Consider the following 16,569-nt stretch of genomic DNA (forward strand, 5'->3'; position numbering starts at 1 on the left):
GCTTAAGTTTCCTTAAGCGGGCTCTCGAATTTGGCTCCTCTGACTGGACTCGAACCAGTGACATACGGATTAACAGTCCGCCGTTCTACCGACTGAACTACAGAGGAATCGGTTAACGGGGCGCATATTAGCGATTAGTCGGGGGCATGTCAAAGGGTTCGCGCAAAAGTTTTTTGTTTGCTCTTTTTATAGTCAACTTGTTGAGTTTTAAGACGAATTATTCTACTCAGAATAATTTAGCGTTACTTTCACTCAAAACCATTCCCTCAATTCACATTAACCCTTCTTTATATAAGTTCTTTCCTGGTGCAAAGCGGCCATTATCGCAACTTATTTGCTTTATTGTTAAGCAGATGTGATCGCCGCTGTAATTTCATTGCGTTGTCCCTGGCCGCTTACCACCGCGCTCTATACTCACTTATGTCGAAACATCGGCATACAGTCCGTAACGTTGGCAACTATTTTGCTTAATGTTTTGGGCTGCGAATACGTAGGGAAACCCCGCCACAGGAATTTGTCAGGATGTCATTCGTTTAGTGCATTTTGTTCGCGTTTTTGCTTTTGAAAATGGCTCTTAAACCGTTGTGCATAAACCTCTTTGCTTTTTTGCTAAGGAACATTCAAATGTCGCTGAAATTAATCAGAAGTCCTCTTTCTCTTGTGTTGGCAGGTTGTCTGGTGACGGCGTTCTCCGCCCAGGCCGATATTGTTATTGGCGTCGCGGGGCCGTTCACCGGGCCAAATGCGACCTATGGCGATCAATACTGGCATGGCGCGACACAGGCCGCCGAAGACATTAACGCCGCGGGGGGAATCAACGGCGAAAAAATTAAACTGGTGCAGGGTGATGATGCTTGTGAGCCTAAACAGGCGGTGTCCGTCGCTAACCGTTTGGTTGATCAGGATAAAGTGAAAGCCGTGGTTGGCCATTTCTGTTCCTCATCCACCATGCCAGCCTCCGAGGTGTATAACGACGCCGGTATTCTTGCCATCACGCCAGGGTCAACCAACCCGCTGATTACCGAGCGCAAGATGAACGACATGTTCCGCATGTGCGGGCGTGATGATCAGCAAGGGCTGGTAGCCAGCGATTTCATTATTGATAAGCTCAAAGCCAAACGCGTGGTGATTATTCATGACAAAGACACCTACGGGCAGGGGCTGGCGGATGCCACCAAAGCGGCACTGGCAAAACGCGGTGTGAATGACGTGATGTACGAAGGCTTGTCTCGCGGCGAAAAAGACTTCAACGCGCTGGTGACCAAAATCAGTGCGCAAAAACCTGATGTGGTGTTCTTCGGTGGCTGCCATCCGGAAGCCGGCCCGCTGGTACGCCAGATGCGTGAGCAGGGCGTGCAGGCCAAATTCTTCTCCGGCGACTGTATTGTTAACGAAGAGATGGTCACGGCTGCCGGTGGTCCGCAATACACCAACGGCATTTATATGACCTTCGGTAAAGACCCGCGCTTAATCCCGGACGGTAAAGCCGTTATCGATAAATTCCGCGCCAGTAAATTCGAGCCAGAAGGCTACACCCTCTATTCCTACGCGTCTGTGCAGGCCATTGCAGCGGCTTTCAAAGCCACCGGCGGCACCGATTCAGCCAAAGCCAGTGCCTGGCTGAAAGCGAATCCGGTCGACACCGTCATGGGCAAAAAAGCCTGGGATGCCAAAGGCGACCTGAAAGTGTCCGACTACGTGGTTTATCAGTGGGATGACAAAGGCAAGTACAAAGAAGTCCAGTAAGGGTCTCTGGATAATATGACGTAATGGGGTTTTGTAGGGTGGATAAGCGGTCGCGTCATCCACCATTTTCGCCTGCCAGTGCAGGTCAGAGTGCCGGGTGACGCTTCGCTTACCCGACCTACAAAATAAGTTTGTCAGCCGCCATACAAGAGACTGCCACACTATGGATGCCTTCTTCCTGCAACAGTTGATAAATGGCTTAACGCTGGGGTCCGTCTACGGGTTGATAGCCATTGGCTACACCATGGTTTACGGCATTATCGGCATGATCAACTTTGCCCACGGCGAAGTGTATATGATCTCCGCCTATCTCTGCGCCATTGGGCTGGCGCTGCTGTCGTTCTTCGGATTGCACTCGTTTCCTCTGCTTATCCTCGGCACTCTGGTGTTCACCATCGTGGTAACTGGCGTGTACGGCTGGACTATCGAACGCATCGCCTATAAACCGCTGCGCAACTCCACACGCTTAGCGCCACTGATCTCCGCGATCGGCATGTCGCTTATCTTGCAAAACTACGCTCAAATCAGCCAGGGCCCGCGCCAGCAGGGGATCCCGACCATGTTAGATGGGGTGTTCCGTTTTCATATTGGCGATGGTTTTGTGCAAATTACCTACACCAAAGTCTTCATTTTAATTGCCTCGTTTGCCGGCATGTTGCTGCTCACCTGGATTATTGGCAATACGCGCCTTGGGCGCATGTGCCGCGCGGTGCAGCAGGACAGAAAAATGGCTTCGATTCTGGGGATTAACGCTGACCGGATAATTTCAATCGTGTTTGTTATCGGCGCGTCAATGGCGGGGCTGGCAGGGGTGCTGATCACCATGAACTACGGCACGTTTGATTTCTACGCCGGTTTTATCATCGGGATAAAAGCGTTCACCGCGGCGGTGCTGGGCGGAATTGGATCGTTGCCTGGTGCGATGCTCGGTGGCCTGATCCTTGGGATTGCGGAGGCGCAATTCTCCGGGATGGTGAATTCAGATTATAAAGATGTGTTCTCGTTTGGATTGCTGGTGGTGATCCTTATTTTCCGTCCTCAAGGACTGCTTGGTCGGCCTGTGGTAGCCAAAGTGTGAGGGAACAAAACATGACATCTGAAACGGCTTTGCATGCGGGTTTCTCTCTCAAACGCTGCCTGTTGGACGCGATTTTTGCGGGACTGGTCGCGCTCATTGTTTTTGGCCCGATTGTTGGCGTGGTGCTCGATGGCTACAGCTTTAACTTTAACGGGCAGCGCCTGGTTGCCATCATCGCAGCGGTGATGATCGGACGTTTTATGCTGAGTGCATTTTTGACGACGGCAACGGGGGAGCGTTTTCTCAGCCGTTTTGAAACGGATAACTCGGGCGTATATGTGCGCCCGCCCGAATACAAAAGCCGCATGCGCTGGATTATTCCCCTGGTGATAGCACTGGCGATCTGCTTCCCGTTTGTCGCCACCAAATACGTGCTAACGGTGGCGATCCTCGGCCTGATTTATGTGTTGCTCGGTCTGGGACTGAACATCGTGGTCGGCCTCGCCGGTTTACTGGATTTAGGCTACGTCGCCTTTTATGCGATTGGTGCCTACGGCCTGGCGTTGGGGTATCAGTATCTCGGGCTGGGTTTCTGGTCAATGTTACCACTGTCGGCACTGTTGGCGGCAGCGGCTGGGGCATTGCTCGGATTCCCGGTGTTGCGCATGCACGGCGATTATCTGGCGATTGTGACGTTAGGGTTTGGGGAGATCATCCGCCTGGTGCTGAACAACTGGCTGACGTTTACCGGTGGCCCGAACGGGATTTCAGCGCCTGCGCCCACGCTGTTTGGCCTTGAATTTGGGCGGCGGGCGAAAGAGGAGGGCGGCGTACCTTTCCATGAGTTCTTTAACCTCACTTATGACCCCAATCTGAAGTTTATTTTTATCTACTCCATTCTGGTGCTGGTGGTGTTAGTGGTGCTGTATATCAAACACCGTCTGACGCGTATGCCGATTGGCCGTGCCTGGGAAGCGTTGCGCGAAGATGAAATCGCCTGCCGCTCGATGGGTTTGAATCACGTGCTGGTGAAGCTTTCGGCTTTTACCCTCGGGGCTTCTACCGCCGGTATTGCCGGCGTGTTTTTCGCCACCTATCAGGGGTTTGTTAACCCGACCTCATTTACCTTTTTTGAATCGGCATTAATTCTTGCCATCGTGGTGTTGGGTGGGATGGGTTCAACCATTGGCGTGGTGCTGGCGGCGTTTGTGTTGACGGTGACCCCAGAGCTGTTGCGCAGCTTTGCCGAGTATCGCGTGTTGCTGTTTGGCATGTTGATGGTGGTGATGATGATTTGGCGGCCACGCGGCCTGATCCGCATTAATCGCAGCGGCTTTAAAGTGCGCAAAGGAGTGGCGCCATGATCAACACTTTGGCTAGCGAAATGATTTTAAGCGTCGAGCATTTGATGATGCACTTTGGCGGCATTAAAGCGCTTAACGATGTGAATCTTGAAGTGCGGCGTGGTTCGATTACCGCGCTGATTGGCCCCAATGGTGCCGGGAAAACCACGGTCTTTAACTGCCTGACGGGTTTCTATAAGGCCTCCGGCGGCAATATTTTGTTCAATACGCATGAGAAAACCACCAACGTGATTCAGGTTCTCGGGCAGAAATTCCAGCCCGGCGACTGGATAAATCCGGCGCAGCTTGGGCAGCGTCTGTATTACAAAATGTTCGGTGGCACACACCTGGTGAACCGTGCGGGGCTGGCGCGAACTTTCCAGAACATCCGCTTGTTTCGGGAAATGTCGGTGGTCGAAAACCTGCTGGTGGCGCAGCACATGCAGGTGAACCGCAACTTGCTGGCAGGTGTGCTCAATACGCCTGCGTACCGGCGGGCTGAAAGCCGTGCGCTGGATCGTGCGTTTTACTGGCTGGAAGTGGTGGAGCTGGTGGATTGTGCCAACCGGCTGGCGGGTGAGATGTCTTACGGACAGCAGCGACGGCTCGAAATTGCCAGGGCAATGTGTACCGCCCCAGAGATGATTTGTCTCGATGAGCCGGCGGCAGGGCTGAATCCGGTGGAAACGCGCACGTTGAGTAAAATCATCCGCTTCCTGCGTGACCATCACAACATCACCGTTTTACTGATTGAACACGATATGGGCATGGTGATGGAGATTTCCGATCACATTATTGTGCTCGACCACGGGGATGTGATTGCACAGGGTAAACCTGAACAAATCCAACATGATGAGAAAGTCATTGCCGCCTATCTGGGCACCGACGAAGACGAGGTCAGTGTATGAGCGAGGCGATGCTGGAGTTTCGTGATGTGGACGTTTTTTATGGCGCGATTCAGGCGCTAAAACAGGTCTCTTTGCAGGTGAATGAAGGTGAAACCGTGGCGTTGATTGGCGCAAACGGGGCAGGGAAATCGACGCTGTTGATGTCTATTTTTGGCCAGCCGCGCATTCGCAATGGGCAAATCTTGTTTCGCGGTGACGACATCAGCCACAAGTCGACGCATTTCGTCGCCTCGGGCGGGATTGCCCAGGCACCGGAAGGGCGGCGTATTTTCCCGGATATGACGGTCGAAGAAAATCTGCTGATGGGCACCATTCCCATCGGCGACCAGTTTGCGGCGCAAGATCTGCAAACTATGTTCGATCTTTTCCCACGCTTAAAGGAACGCCGCAAACAGCGCGCGATGACCATGTCCGGTGGCGAACAGCAAATGCTGGCGATTGCCCGTGCGCTGATGAGTCGCCCTAAGTTATTGCTTTTAGACGAACCAAGCCTGGGTTTAGCGCCGATTGTGGTGAAACAGATATTCCAGACGCTGCGAGAGCTTGCGCGAAATGGCATGACGATTTTTCTGGTCGAGCAAAATGCGCATCATGCGTTGAAGCTTTCTGATCGCGGATATGTGATGGCAAACGGGCAAATCAGGTTAAGCGGCAGCGGGGCGGAGTTGTTGGGAAACGAGGAAGTGCGTAAGGCGTATTTAGGCGGGGTGTAACTCGCGAAAATTAAAACTCTGTGCGCAACAATAGGTTGCGCACAACTCGCCAATCAGTCCTGCCTGACAGGTATATTCCATTCACTGGGTTGTGCCACTCGATGAGCATGTAACAAGATTGCGCCAGCGGCTGCGACCAGGCCAAGAACCATCGCGTAAATCGCCACGGGAATCCATGAACCTCCCGCACTGTTTTGCAACGCCACGGCGATAAATGGAAGTGTGCCACCCGCAACTGCGCCTGCTAATTCTCGACTGCTTGCCATTCCGGTGTAGCGGATGTGGGCCGGGAACGCCTCCGAAAGCATAGCGGCTTGGGCTCCGAGCATGGCATCGTTACATAAGCAATAAATCAGGAACATGCCCAGCCAGATGTAGCCTTGCTCTCCGGTGTTGAGCAGCATGAAAAAAGGGATGATTAGTGCTGCAAGTCCGAGTGAGCCAAATAGAAAGACTGGTTTTGCGCCGAATTTGTCTGATAGCGCACCCGCTGAAGGAATGGTAATGAATTTGATGATGTTGCAAATCATCACGCCCATCACTCCCACCTCTTTATCCACGCCAACATTGACGACCAGGTAGGTGAGTGCGAAAGCGGAAGGCAAATATGAAGCAACGTTTGGACCAATGCTGAGGAGAAATGCCCCGAGGAAATTGAAAGGCATCGTGCGAATGACGGCGAACAAGGGCAGCCGTGTTTCTTTTGAATTGGCTTGTGAGGCCTCGAATTCCGGGCTTTCAGCCACACCAGTTCGTATCCAGATCCCCACAATGCCAATCACGAACGAGGCGATGAATGGAATACGCCATCCCCAGCCGATCATATCTTCTTTGGGAAGTTGCTGAACGGCGATGATTGCAAGACTTGCGATTATTGACCCCAGGGCGTTACCTGCCCCTGGAATGGAGGCAAACAAACCCCGACGTTCTTTGCCTGCATGTTCGGCAGAAAGTAATACTGCGCCAGAGTACTCGCCTCCAGCGGCAAAACCCTGCCCCAGACGGCATAAAACGAGTAATGCCGGAGCGAACAGACCAATACTGCTGTACGAAGGAATCAGGCCAATAGCGGTCGTAGAACCCGCCATTAAAATCAGAGTGAAAAATAACATGCCTCTGCGGCCAAATTTGTCGCCCAAGGAGCCGATGATCAAGCCACCAAATGGCCGGGCAAAGAAGCCAACCCCGAAGGTCGCGAAAGATGCAAGGATGCCATAGGCACCACTCATTTGTGGGAAGAAGACATGGGGGAAAATCAGAGCACTCGCCATGCCATATAAAGCAAAGTCATACCATTCAAGTGCAGTGCCGACGGTGGAGGCGATTGCAGAGCGTTTTTGGTCAGACATCTTTTACCCCTTCAGTGTCATGTGAAGTGTGAGCATCGCTGTGCGGGCTTGTCCTGAAATTGTTAATTCAGCACGTAACCAGCCACCAAAATTCGTCAGGCGTATGGCATGCAAACCGGTTTTGTTAATGTTTATTGTATTTTCAGCCAAGGGTGTCCAGTTAATTCCATCAGGTGAAATTTGTGGCTGAGCGATTATTTCATCAAAAGAATTTGTGTCGGGGGCAAGGGTCAGAAATAAAATGGCCTCATGGGCCCAACCACATTCATAAGGCTCAGTTACGAATTGATTTTTAATCGGCTGACGCAATTCGACGACCGAAGTATAAAATTCTTTCATCTTTGTTCTCCGGTTATTTATTATTATTCAAATAAGCGTCGGTTGAAATAACAACAGAATCGAGGAATAAGAACACTCGTCTATTGGCACCTGTTTCAACAAAAAAAACAGGATTAAGCAGACCGGTGATGCCTTTGTACTCCGGCGCTAATGTGGGTTGTTTCCCGCGTAGATCCATGATTTTATCCATGCATTGTAGTTCAACATATTCCCGACGCGAGACGTCGATAGTCAAACGCATGTACATCCAGTTAACTTTGTCATCAGCCTCGTTGGCGACAAGATTTTGCTGCCCATCGTCAATCCACTGGAACCCGTCAGAGGACCCGTCAGACTCACGCTGACCATACCATTGCCCATCAACACCCACTTTGTGCCAGCCATCCACGCCATAATTCCAACGCTTGCTATCCACACCTTCATTGACGCGGAAATATTGCCAGCGCTTTACGTGTTCACCATCAATCGAGTTGACGTATCTGACCCCCGGCATCCAGCGATTTCCCTGGCTTTGCAAATCAACAAAGCAGCCAAAAGCACGTACATCTTTGTCGCCAAGCCCCATAACGGAAGGTTCGGGTGTATAGGTAAACCATGTCTCGACTTGCAATAAATGAAGTGCACCCGGCACGGCCATTCTTTTAATGGCTAGTCCCATACTTCCAGGCGCTGGGGGTTGATTGGCGGGGGCACTATTGGCTCGAGTTGCCAGTTTTAATGACCAGGTGCCGCTTAACGCGCCGTGGGTTCCCATCAAGGGAAAGGTGGCGGAGGAGAGCATTGATGGACCCCAATGAATCAAATCTATTTCATTTGAGTGCGCCGCAAAATTAGGCTTAACAAAGTTAGGGCGTAAGTCTAACCATCCACAATGGCCTTTATTAAATTGGTCGAAAGTAATGATACGTTCTAAAGGGTTATATTTAGAGAGTTGTGGGTCAGTCATGGTTTAACGTCCTTAATATATTTGGCGTAGACGAGTTTCTCACACGCTTTGGTGTGATTAACTTTATTAGTTTGTTTGTGAGCAATACTTTATTTGAGTAATAAATGCCCTCATGAATAAACAGGCACTTATATTTTTTTCATGATTTAATTTTATTTTTATGGGTGGTTTATTTCATGCCATCTCCGTTTTGATCTCATGTAATAAATTGACTATATAACAACCATTGAAATTGGTTGGGCCAAATTTGGAAAAATGAGATCTACATTGCAAAAATACTACTAATTGGCCTAACCAATTTCGGATGGTGGAGTAAGTTAAAGGCAGATTAAAGCCCGTTCAGAACGGGCTTGTGTGGGCAAAAGAGCAATGGTTGGGGGGCTTAGCGTAGGCTTTCCGGAGGGACAGAGGCAAAAAAATTCCCATCAAAATCAGGCTGATCGTGGTCAGCCTGAGCAAGCATTTTGTTTTTGACGTTTTCTAAATGCTGCCACATAGCCATGCGCGCGGCTTTAGGATCACGTAATGTGATGGCTTGTAAAATTTTCTGCCGGTCTTCGAACCATCCCCAGCGCGCATTGAAATCACTGGTGTCATGGTTGTTTCCCTGCCACATGGCCGCATGACTGCGAAGTTTCCAGCTTTGCTCCACAATTGCAACCATGGCACTGTTCTGGCTGGCACAGGCAATTAGGTAGTGAAAATGTTCATCCAGTGAATCATCAATCATGCCTGATGTAAGCTGATCTCTTTCTAAATCAATGAGTTTACGAAGAGCCAGAATGTCCGATTTGGTCGCCTGCAACGCGGCAAATGCAGCAATCTCACCTTCCAGTAATTGCCGTGCTTGTAACAGCTCGAAGCGGCCAAAAGAGGGAGACTCAGGGGCTGGAGTTATGGTTTTTTCTGCTAGCAGCGGGAGCACATACACGCCAGAACCTTTTCGAATATCAACAAATTGCTGCAACTCAAGTAAAATCAATGCTTCCCGGACAACGCTTCGACTCACGCTAAATTTATTAGCGATGTCACGTTCCGGTGGCAGTTTTTCTCCTGGCAAATAGACGCCTTCAACGATTGCATCGCGCAGTTTATTGCCCAGTTCCTGGTATAATCTCATGGTTCGTCCGTCTAAAATGCATTACTCGCAGTATACGATATTTTCTGCAGTTGTCAGACAACTCAAATATGCTAGCAAAATTGGCCTGACCAAAATAGCGAGACGCCACCCGAACCCAAACCACGATCAACATTTTTCCGCCTGAAGAAACGAGACAACAAGCTTTGGGCTTGTTTTTTGACCAGTAATATACAAAAAACTCTTTGCAGGATAACGAATAGTAAATCATTATTTGAAATGTGGTTTCACTTCCCCCCCAAGGTCAATCTTGAACTTACAAGCAGCACTTCGCCAGCGCGTGGCTAAAACACGCTGGTACGCCAAACGAAAAAGCTATCGAGTCCTGTTCTGGCGCGAAATTACACCCCTTGCGGTGCCTATCTTCCTGGAAAACACCTGCGTTTTATTGATGGGGGTGTTGAGTACTTTCCTGGTCAGTTGGCTGGGGAAAGAGGCGATGGCAGGCGTTGGCCTCGCCGACAGCTTCAACATGGTCATCATGGCGTTCTTTGCTGCAGTCGATCTCGGTACCACGGTGGTGGTTGCCTTCAGTCTTGGCAAGCGTGACCCGAAACGGGCGCGTGATGCGGCACGTCAGTCACTGATATTAATGACGATTATCGCCATAGGACTCGCGGCGGGGATTCACCTGGCGGGTGAGCATGTGGTGAATGTTATCGCCGGAGCGGCAACGCCGGAAGTGAAAGCGCTGGCGCTCTCGTATCTCCAGACGACGGTATGGAGTTATCCGGCGGCGGCAATTGCGCTTATCAGCAGCGGTGCATTGCGTGGGGCAGGGAATACCAAAATCCCGCTATTGATTAATGGTGGGATGAACATTCTAAACATTATCATCAGTAGCATCCTGATCTACGGCGCACTGGGCTGGAATGGGTTGGGGTTCTTTGGCGCAGGCCTGGGGCTGACCATTTCACGTTATATCGGCGCGTTGGGCTTTATTTACGTGCTGGTGATGGGTTTTGCCCCTTCGTTGCGTATCTCGCTGAAAAGTTATTTCCGACCGCTCAAAATTGGCATTTTGTGGGAAGTGCTGGGGATTGGTATCCCTGCCAGTATCGAGTCGGTGTTGTTTAACGCCGGTAAATTACTGACGCAAATGTTTGTCGCCGGAATGGGGACTAACGTGATTGCCGGTAACTTTATCGCCTTCTCGATTGCCGCGTTGATTAACTTGCCAGGCAACGCCCTTGGCTCGGCATCCACCATTATTGTCGGCAAACGTCTGGGCAAAGGGCAAATTGGCCAGGCAGAGCGGCAACTGCGCCACGTCTTCTGGCTGTCTACACTTGGCCTGACGATTATCGCCTGGGGAACCGCGCCGTTTGCCGGCCTGATGGCGTCGTTCTACACCCACGAAGATGACGTAAAAGAGGTCGTCAAAATCCTGATTTGGTTAAATGCGGCATTTATGCCTATTTGGGCAGCGTCATGGGTATTGCCTGCCGGGTTGAAAGGGGCGCGTGATGCGCGTTTCGCGATGTGGGTTTCTATGGCGAGCATGTGGGGTTGCCGGGTTGTGGCGGGTTACACGTTAGGTATTGTGCTGGGAATGGGTGTGGTCGGGGTGTGGATGGGGATGTTCTTCGACTGGACAGTGCGCGGCGTGTTGTTCTACTGGCGTATGGTCAGTGGCCGCTGGCTCAAAAAGTATCCGCGTCTTAAAAAAGAATCGCTTTCTAAGTCCTCATAAAACCGTATTAGCAGGTCGGATTAGCGCCAGCGACATCCGACTTTTGTTCTGTCTTATCCGCTATTCATCAAATCAATGTCTGGTTTCCCTGCAAAAACTTGATATTTATCATCTGTCTGGTTCTCGTTTTGACTAGTAACGTAAAGTTACTAGATGTAAATTATTCTAAAATGTTATTAATTGCGGTGAGCAATTACTTTTATGAATAACAGCGAGAAAAGGTAGGACGGAATGAGTACAACGACAAGGAACACGGAAGGTCGTCTGATGACAGGATTTCTCAACGCTGTTGAGAAAGCAGGGAACAAATTACCCGAACCCGCTTTGATCTTCTTCTATTTTTTACTGGTGGTGATGGCACTGTCTGCAGTGCTTTCAAGCGTTGATTTTGATGTCATCAATCCTGTCACCAACGAAGCCGTGAGCATCAATAACCTGCTTTCACCGCAGGCATTAACGGTCACGCTTTCTTCGATGGTCACCACATTTACCGGTTTTGCCCCGTTGGGTATCGTGCTGGTGGCGATGCTCGGGGTGGGTGTGGCGGAAAGCTCGGGCTTCATTAATACCGGTCTGAAAAAGATGCTGCGTGTCACGCCGAAGAAGCTGCTGACCCCAATGATTATCTTCGTCGCTATGTTTAGCCACGTGGCTGCGGACGCCGGTTACGTGCTGGTTATTCCATTGGGCGCGATTATCTTTATGTCGGCCGGACGCCACCCTTTAGCGGGAATTGCGGCGGCATTTGCCGGGGTATCTGGTGGCTTTGCGGCCAACATGGTGCCAACCGGTAACGACGCGTTACTGCAAGGTTTCACCCAGACTGCCGCGCAATTGCTGGATAACACTTACACCGTCAACACGTTGTGTAATCTGTTCTTTGGCATCGGTTCGACGGTGATGATTACGCTGGTTGGCTGGTGGGTGACCGAACGTATTGTTGAGCCGCGCGTGTCAAAACTGGACATCGACGGTGATTATCAGCATAACGAAGATATGAGCAGCTACAGCGCCCAGGAAAGCCGTGGTTTTAAAGCGGCGGGCCTGGTGATGATTCTGGGTCTGGCAGGGCTTGCAGCACTGGCATGGCCTGAAACTTCGCTGCTGCGTGGTAGCGATGGTTCGTTGACCAGCTACAGCGCACCGATTATGAAATCCATCGTGCCATTGATTTTCCTTATCTTTATTATCCCTGGCATCGTCTACGGCTTCGTGGCTGGCACGTTCAACACGGGCAAAGATGTTATCAATGCGATGAATGAATCCATGAGCAAAATGGGTTCATACATGGTCATGGCATTCTTCTGTGCCATGTTCATCAAAGCTTTTGGTGATTCCAATATTGGTACCTTGATTGCGCTGGCCGGTGCGGACGTGCTGAAGACCATGGAGTTGCCGGGTGAAGCCACCATCATTGGCATGATCCTCCTGACGGCGATGGTAAACATCCTGATTGGTTCTGCTTCGGCGAAATGGGCGCTGTTGTCACCAATTATGGTGCCAATGCTGATGGCGGTGGGGATCTCGCCTGAACTGACGCAGGCTGCGTTCCGGATTGGTGACTCGACCACCAACATTATTACTCCGCTGATGGTGTTCTTCCCGCTGGTGGTGGTGTACTGCCAGCGCTATGTGAAATCCACCGGTGTGGGTACGCTGGTATCGATGATGATGCCGTACTCGGTGATCTTCTTTATCTGCTGGAGCATTTTCCTGCTGGTGTGGTGGGCACTGGGTCTGCCGCTGGGTGTGAACGCGCCGTATACTTATCCAGTTGCGTAAAACTGGTGGATGACGCTGCGCTTATCCACCCTACAATCAGGTAGGTTGGGCAAGCGCAGCGCCCCCGAAAATTACATACAAATTCATTGTGTTGTAGGTCGGGCAAGCGCAGCGCCCCCGAAAGTTACATACAAATTCATTGTGTTGTCGGTCGGGCAAGCGCAGCGCCCCCGAAAATTACATACAAATTCATTGTGTTGCAGGTCGGGCAAGCGCAGCGCCGCCGAAAAGTACATACAAATTCATTATGTTGCAGGTCGGGCAAGCGCAGCGCCCCCGAAAAGTACATAAAGATTCATTGTGTTGTAGGTCGGGCAAGCGCAGCGCCCCCGACAAATCTCGTATTCTTAAGCAGGAAACCGGTTCTGCAATACATCGCAACGCTGTTTTACCGCTTCATGTAACAACCGCACCGTGGTGGAAAGCTGCTTACGATGCGGGCAAATCATATTCAGCGGCACATGATCACCCAGATACTGCGGCAGAATAACCCTCAAACGACCTGCGTGAACGTCTTCACTGACATCCAGCCAGGATTTATAGGCAATCCCTTCCCCCGCGACGGCTAAACGGCGAATCACTTCCGCGTCATCACTTATCATCGCGCTTTTAACTGCTACATGATGCACATCGCCATTCAGGCTGAGAGCCCATTTGTCATAAACCCGCCCACGAAGCGCATAAGTGAGTGCGTCATGCTGCATCAGTTCACTGAGCGTTTTTGGCTCGCCGCAACGCTCGAGATATGACGGCGCTGCCACCACAACTCGTTGATTGTGCGGTGCCAGCGGTAACGCCACGAAAGAGGCGTCGTCGTTATTGCCATAACGGAAAGCGACATCCACCGGATCTTTAAACACGTCCGTCACCTGGTCGGAGAACAAAATTCTCAAATGCAGCGCCGGATGTTCGCGACGAAAAGCCTGAAATATCCCCAGCAGCATATTGCGCCCGAGGTCGGATGGGACGGCGATTTGCAGCACGCCGCGCACTTCATCGCTTGCTGGTTGGATTTGCTCAAGTCCGGCTTCCAGGGTTTGCAGGGCGTTGATGGCATAAGGCAGCCAGGTTTCACCTTCTGGCGTCAGCCTCAAACTGCGAGTCGAACGGGCAAAGAGACGGATATTCAGCGTTTGCTCAAGGCGTTTGATAGCGGTGCTGACCTGTGCGGGCTGCAATCCTGCTTCACGCGCGGTGTCACTAAAACTGTTTAAGGCGGCGGCTCTGACAAACAAAGTGAGGTCTTCCAACCTGAGCATTTTAACTCTCCGAGTATAACTGTTGTTTTGTAGGGACTATTTTTCGCCCTCAACACACCTTGTACCATGAGTTCATTCACACGATGAACCCTTTAATCTCTGGAGTACCACATGAAATCAATCGCGATTACTGAAGCCGTACAAGCGGGCACCAATCTGGAATTTCTGAACGAGATAACCTTACCGACACCTGTCGCGTCCGGCCATGATTTGCTGGTAGAGGTGAAAGCCATTTCGGTGAATCCAGTGGACACCAAAGTACGCGCCGGTTTTAAAGCTGACCAGCCACGCGTGCTTGGCTGGGACGCAGTCGGTGTGGTGGTCTCAACGGGCGAAGCGGTCAGTCTGTTTAAGCCAGGTGACGAAGTGTGGTACGCAGGTTCCTTGACGCGCCCGGGTAGCAATAGCGAGTTCCAGCTGGTGGATGAGCGCATCGTGGCGCTGAAACCACAATCTATTGATAACGCCTCCGCCGCGGCCCTGCCTTTAACGGCCATCACCGCATGGGAAATGTTATTTGACCGTCTGGGTGTGCAAGAAGGCGGCAATGAAAATGACGTGCTGTTAATTGTGGGGGCGGCAGGTGGCGTGGGTTCGATTTTGACGCAGCTGGCCCGTCAGCTGACTAATATCACCGTGATTGGCACGGCTTCCCGTCCGCAAAGCCAGAAATGGGTCAGTGATCTAGGGGCGCATCATGTTATCGACCACAGCAAACCGCTGGTGGAAGAACTGGCGCGTATTGGTGTGAAGCAGGTCACTCATGTTGCGAGCCTGAATCATACCGAACAGCACTATACCCAGCTGATTGAGGTGCTGGCGCCACAAGGGAAACTGGCATTGATTGACGATCCCGACACGCTGGATGCGCGACCGTTAAAAGTGAAAAGCATCTCACTGCACTGGGAATTTATGTTTACCCGTTCAATGTTTGAAACCGACGACATGATTGAACAGCACCACTTATTAACTCGCGTAGCTGATTTGATTGACCAGCGCGTGCTGCAAACCACAATTGGCGAACATTTCGGCACCATTAATGCAGCCAACCTGCGTCGTGCTCATGAATTGATTGAAACCAACCGTGCGGTGGGTAAAATCGTACTCGAAGGTTTCTAACGTATTAATAATCATAACAAAAAATTAACAGGTAACATCATGGATATCATTCAATCAGCAGCAACACGCTATTCAACCAAAGCGTTTGATCCAAACCAAAAGATAAGCGAAGAAAACATCGAAAAAGTGAAGGATTTGCTGCGCCTGAGCCCGTCCAGTACTAACTCACAGCCGTGGCATTTTATTCTGGCAAGCACCCCGGAAGCCAAAGCGCGCATTGCTAAAGCGACCGCCGGTTTTTACGTTTTCAACGAACGGAAAGTGCTTGATGCTTCACACGTTGTGGTGTTCTGTGCCAAAACCAGCATGGATGATCAGCATCTCAACACCCTGCTTGCGCAAGAGAATGCGGATGGCCGCTTTGCCAGCCAGCAGGCGATGGAAGGGCAGCACAAAGGCCGTTCCTATTTCGTTAATATGCACCGCTTTGATTTGAAAGATGCGCAGCACTGGATGGAAAAACAAGTTTATCTCAATGTCGGGAATTTCTTGTTAGGTGTTTCCACGCTGAATATCGATGCCGTGCCGATTGAAGGCTTTGATGCTCGTATTCTTGATGAAGAATTTGGTCTGCGCGAAAAGGGCTTCACCAGCCTGGTTATCGTGCCAATCGGTTATCGCAGCGCGGAAGACTTTAACGCCGCGCTGCCAAAATCGCGCCTTGAGTTCAGCGAAATTTTAACGGAGTGCTAAGCATGGCTGATAACACGCTGTCGATTATTGCCGTGCTGAAAGCAAAAGCGGGGCATCGCGAGTCGCTTAAAGCAGCCTTAAAGGCGCTGATTTTACCGACGCGTCAGGAAGAAGGTTGCCTGGATTACGCATTGTTCCAGTTGCAGGAAACACCAGATGTTTTTTATATGCGTGAATCCTGGAAGGGGCAGGAAGCGCTGGATGCTCACATCGCATTACCGCATTTTCAGGCGTTTGTGCAGCAGATGGATGAATTACTGGCTGAGCCTTTGCAGTTAGTGCGTTTGAATGCTGTAGAGGCGTAACACTCGTGAGGGGCGAAAAGCGTTAAACGCTAACGCCCCTCACAATTTTATCTCCCGCCCGAAACTTGCCTTGTCGCACAGAGGCGATTTCCAGAAAGCAAAAAGCCTGCTTAGTTTCCTAAGCAGGCTTCTTTAATTTGGCTCCTCTGACTGGACTCGAACCAGTGACATACGGATTAACAGTCCGCCGTTCTACCGACTGAACTACAGAGGAATCG

The 16,569-nt window shown here is 50.9% G+C and carries 15 protein-coding genes and 2 tRNA genes; 10 read left to right on the forward strand and 7 right to left on the reverse strand.

Translation table 11 applies throughout. From position 1 onward, the window contains the following. Positions 1–31 precede the first annotated feature (31 nt). Positions 32–107: transfer RNA gene (locus WBL83_RS22970), tRNA-Asn, on the reverse strand. A 517-nt stretch (positions 108–624) separates the two neighbouring features. On the opposite strand from WBL83_RS22970, the gene WBL83_RS22975 reads away from it, so the two are divergent. The 5 genes from WBL83_RS22975 to WBL83_RS22995 all read left to right on the forward strand — a co-directional run bounded on the left by WBL83_RS22975 (position 625) and on the right by WBL83_RS22995 (position 5,728). Continuing rightward, positions 625–1,746, forward strand: coding sequence for a branched-chain amino acid ABC transporter substrate-binding protein (locus WBL83_RS22975; RefSeq protein WP_424591284.1), 1,122 nt, complete (start codon positions 625–627; stop codon positions 1,744–1,746). A 163-nt stretch (positions 1,747–1,909) separates the two neighbouring features. Then, entirely contained in the window at positions 1,910–2,824 is a 915-nt protein-coding gene (locus WBL83_RS22980) for an ABC transporter permease subunit (protein WP_424591285.1), read from the forward strand. 11 nt (positions 2,825–2,835) lie between these two features. After that, entirely contained in the window at positions 2,836–4,128 is a 1,293-nt protein-coding gene (gene livM / locus WBL83_RS22985) for a high-affinity branched-chain amino acid ABC transporter permease LivM (RefSeq protein WP_424591286.1), read from the forward strand. Continuing rightward, on the forward strand, positions 4,125–5,015 hold the full coding sequence (locus tag WBL83_RS22990) for an ABC transporter ATP-binding protein (RefSeq protein ID WP_424591287.1): 891 nt from the start codon (positions 4,125–4,127) through the stop codon (positions 5,013–5,015). Before livM ends, WBL83_RS22990 begins: the two co-directional genes overlap by 4 nt. Then, complete coding sequence (locus WBL83_RS22995) at positions 5,012–5,728, forward strand: ABC transporter ATP-binding protein (RefSeq protein ID WP_424591288.1); 717 nt, start codon at positions 5,012–5,014, stop codon at positions 5,726–5,728. The genes WBL83_RS22990 and WBL83_RS22995 overlap by 4 nt, the downstream gene beginning before the upstream one ends. Before the next feature lie 53 nt (positions 5,729–5,781). Here WBL83_RS22995 and WBL83_RS23000 read toward each other — a convergent pair whose 3' ends face one another. The 4 genes from WBL83_RS23000 to WBL83_RS23015 form a co-directional block, all read right to left on the reverse strand. After that, positions 5,782–7,077 carry an MFS transporter gene (locus WBL83_RS23000; RefSeq protein ID WP_424591289.1) on the reverse strand — a complete coding sequence of 432 codons (1,296 nt, stop codon included), beginning with the start codon at positions 7,075–7,077 and terminating at the stop codon, positions 5,782–5,784. Positions 7,078–7,080: 3 nt separating this feature from the next. Next, positions 7,081–7,416 carry a hypothetical protein gene (locus WBL83_RS23005; protein ID WP_424591290.1) on the reverse strand — a complete coding sequence of 112 codons (336 nt, stop codon included), beginning with the start codon at positions 7,414–7,416 and terminating at the stop codon, positions 7,081–7,083. 13 nt (positions 7,417–7,429) lie between these two features. Further along, complete coding sequence (locus WBL83_RS23010) at positions 7,430–8,362, reverse strand: DUF6772 family protein (protein WP_424591291.1); 933 nt, start codon at positions 8,360–8,362, stop codon at positions 7,430–7,432. 382 nt (positions 8,363–8,744) lie between these two features. Next, on the reverse strand, positions 8,745–9,482 hold the full coding sequence (locus WBL83_RS23015) for a GntR family transcriptional regulator (RefSeq protein ID WP_424591292.1): 738 nt from the start codon (positions 9,480–9,482) through the stop codon (positions 8,745–8,747). Between the two features lie 268 nt (positions 9,483–9,750). On the opposite strand from WBL83_RS23015, the gene WBL83_RS23020 reads away from it, so the two are divergent. Both WBL83_RS23020 and WBL83_RS23025 read left to right on the forward strand, forming a co-directional pair. Then, on the forward strand, positions 9,751–11,193 hold the full coding sequence (locus WBL83_RS23020; RefSeq protein WP_424591293.1) for an EmmdR/YeeO family multidrug/toxin efflux MATE transporter: 1,443 nt from the start codon (positions 9,751–9,753) through the stop codon (positions 11,191–11,193). Positions 11,194–11,424: 231 nt separating this feature from the next. Then, complete coding sequence (locus WBL83_RS23025; protein WP_424591294.1) at positions 11,425–12,975, forward strand: AbgT family transporter; 1,551 nt, start codon at positions 11,425–11,427, stop codon at positions 12,973–12,975. 347 nt (positions 12,976–13,322) lie between these two features. On the opposite strand, the gene WBL83_RS23030 is transcribed toward WBL83_RS23025, so the two are convergent. Next, complete coding sequence (locus WBL83_RS23030) at positions 13,323–14,234, reverse strand: LysR family transcriptional regulator (protein ID WP_424591295.1); 912 nt, start codon at positions 14,232–14,234, stop codon at positions 13,323–13,325. 111 nt (positions 14,235–14,345) lie between these two features. On the opposite strand from WBL83_RS23030, the gene WBL83_RS23035 reads away from it, so the two are divergent. The 3 genes from WBL83_RS23035 to WBL83_RS23045 are packed head-to-tail and all read left to right on the forward strand — an operon-like array spanning position 14,346 to position 16,351. Continuing rightward, complete coding sequence (locus WBL83_RS23035; protein ID WP_424591296.1) at positions 14,346–15,353, forward strand: zinc-binding alcohol dehydrogenase family protein; 1,008 nt, start codon at positions 14,346–14,348, stop codon at positions 15,351–15,353. A 39-nt stretch (positions 15,354–15,392) separates the two neighbouring features. Next, positions 15,393–16,046: an oxygen-insensitive NAD(P)H nitroreductase gene (gene nfsB / locus WBL83_RS23040; protein WP_424591297.1), complete on the forward strand. Its 654-nt coding sequence runs from the start codon at positions 15,393–15,395 to the stop codon at positions 16,044–16,046. 2 nt (positions 16,047–16,048) lie between these two features. Further along, positions 16,049–16,351 (forward strand): putative quinol monooxygenase, encoded by a 303-nt coding sequence (locus tag WBL83_RS23045; protein ID WP_424591298.1) that lies wholly within the window; start codon positions 16,049–16,051, stop codon positions 16,349–16,351. Positions 16,352–16,489: 138 nt separating this feature from the next. On the opposite strand, the gene WBL83_RS23050 is transcribed toward WBL83_RS23045, so the two are convergent. Beyond that, a tRNA-Asn gene (locus tag WBL83_RS23050) sits at positions 16,490–16,565 on the reverse strand. Between the last annotated feature and the right edge of the window lie 4 nt (positions 16,566–16,569).

This window comes from Buttiauxella sp., assembly GCF_049686335.1.
GTDB lineage: Bacteria > Pseudomonadota > Gammaproteobacteria > Enterobacterales > Enterobacteriaceae > Buttiauxella.

Excerpts from the sequence above, each read along its gene's own strand:
- WBL83_RS23025 (WP_424591294.1), top strand. The coding sequence starts at position 11,425 with ATGAGTACAACGACAAGGAACACGGAAGGTCGTCTGATGACAGGATTT.
- WBL83_RS23010 (WP_424591291.1), bottom strand. The coding sequence starts at position 8,362 with ATGACTGACCCACAACTCTCTAAATATAACCCTTTAGAACGTATCATT.
- WBL83_RS23015 (WP_424591292.1), bottom strand. The coding sequence starts at position 9,482 with ATGAGATTATACCAGGAACTGGGCAATAAACTGCGCGATGCAATCGTT.
- WBL83_RS23045 (WP_424591298.1), top strand. The coding sequence starts at position 16,049 with ATGGCTGATAACACGCTGTCGATTATTGCCGTGCTGAAAGCAAAAGCG.
- WBL83_RS23035 (WP_424591296.1), top strand. The coding sequence starts at position 14,346 with ATGAAATCAATCGCGATTACTGAAGCCGTACAAGCGGGCACCAATCTG.
- WBL83_RS23000 (WP_424591289.1), bottom strand. The coding sequence starts at position 7,077 with ATGTCTGACCAAAAACGCTCTGCAATCGCCTCCACCGTCGGCACTGCA.
- WBL83_RS23030 (WP_424591295.1), bottom strand. The coding sequence starts at position 14,234 with ATGCTCAGGTTGGAAGACCTCACTTTGTTTGTCAGAGCCGCCGCCTTA.
- livM (WP_424591286.1), top strand. The coding sequence starts at position 2,836 with ATGACATCTGAAACGGCTTTGCATGCGGGTTTCTCTCTCAAACGCTGC.
- WBL83_RS22975 (WP_424591284.1), top strand. The coding sequence starts at position 625 with ATGTCGCTGAAATTAATCAGAAGTCCTCTTTCTCTTGTGTTGGCAGGT.
- WBL83_RS22990 (WP_424591287.1), top strand. The coding sequence starts at position 4,125 with ATGATCAACACTTTGGCTAGCGAAATGATTTTAAGCGTCGAGCATTTG.
- WBL83_RS22995 (WP_424591288.1), top strand. The coding sequence starts at position 5,012 with ATGAGCGAGGCGATGCTGGAGTTTCGTGATGTGGACGTTTTTTATGGC.
- nfsB (WP_424591297.1), top strand. The coding sequence starts at position 15,393 with ATGGATATCATTCAATCAGCAGCAACACGCTATTCAACCAAAGCGTTT.
- WBL83_RS23005 (WP_424591290.1), bottom strand. The coding sequence starts at position 7,416 with ATGAAAGAATTTTATACTTCGGTCGTCGAATTGCGTCAGCCGATTAAA.
- WBL83_RS22980 (WP_424591285.1), top strand. The coding sequence starts at position 1,910 with ATGGATGCCTTCTTCCTGCAACAGTTGATAAATGGCTTAACGCTGGGG.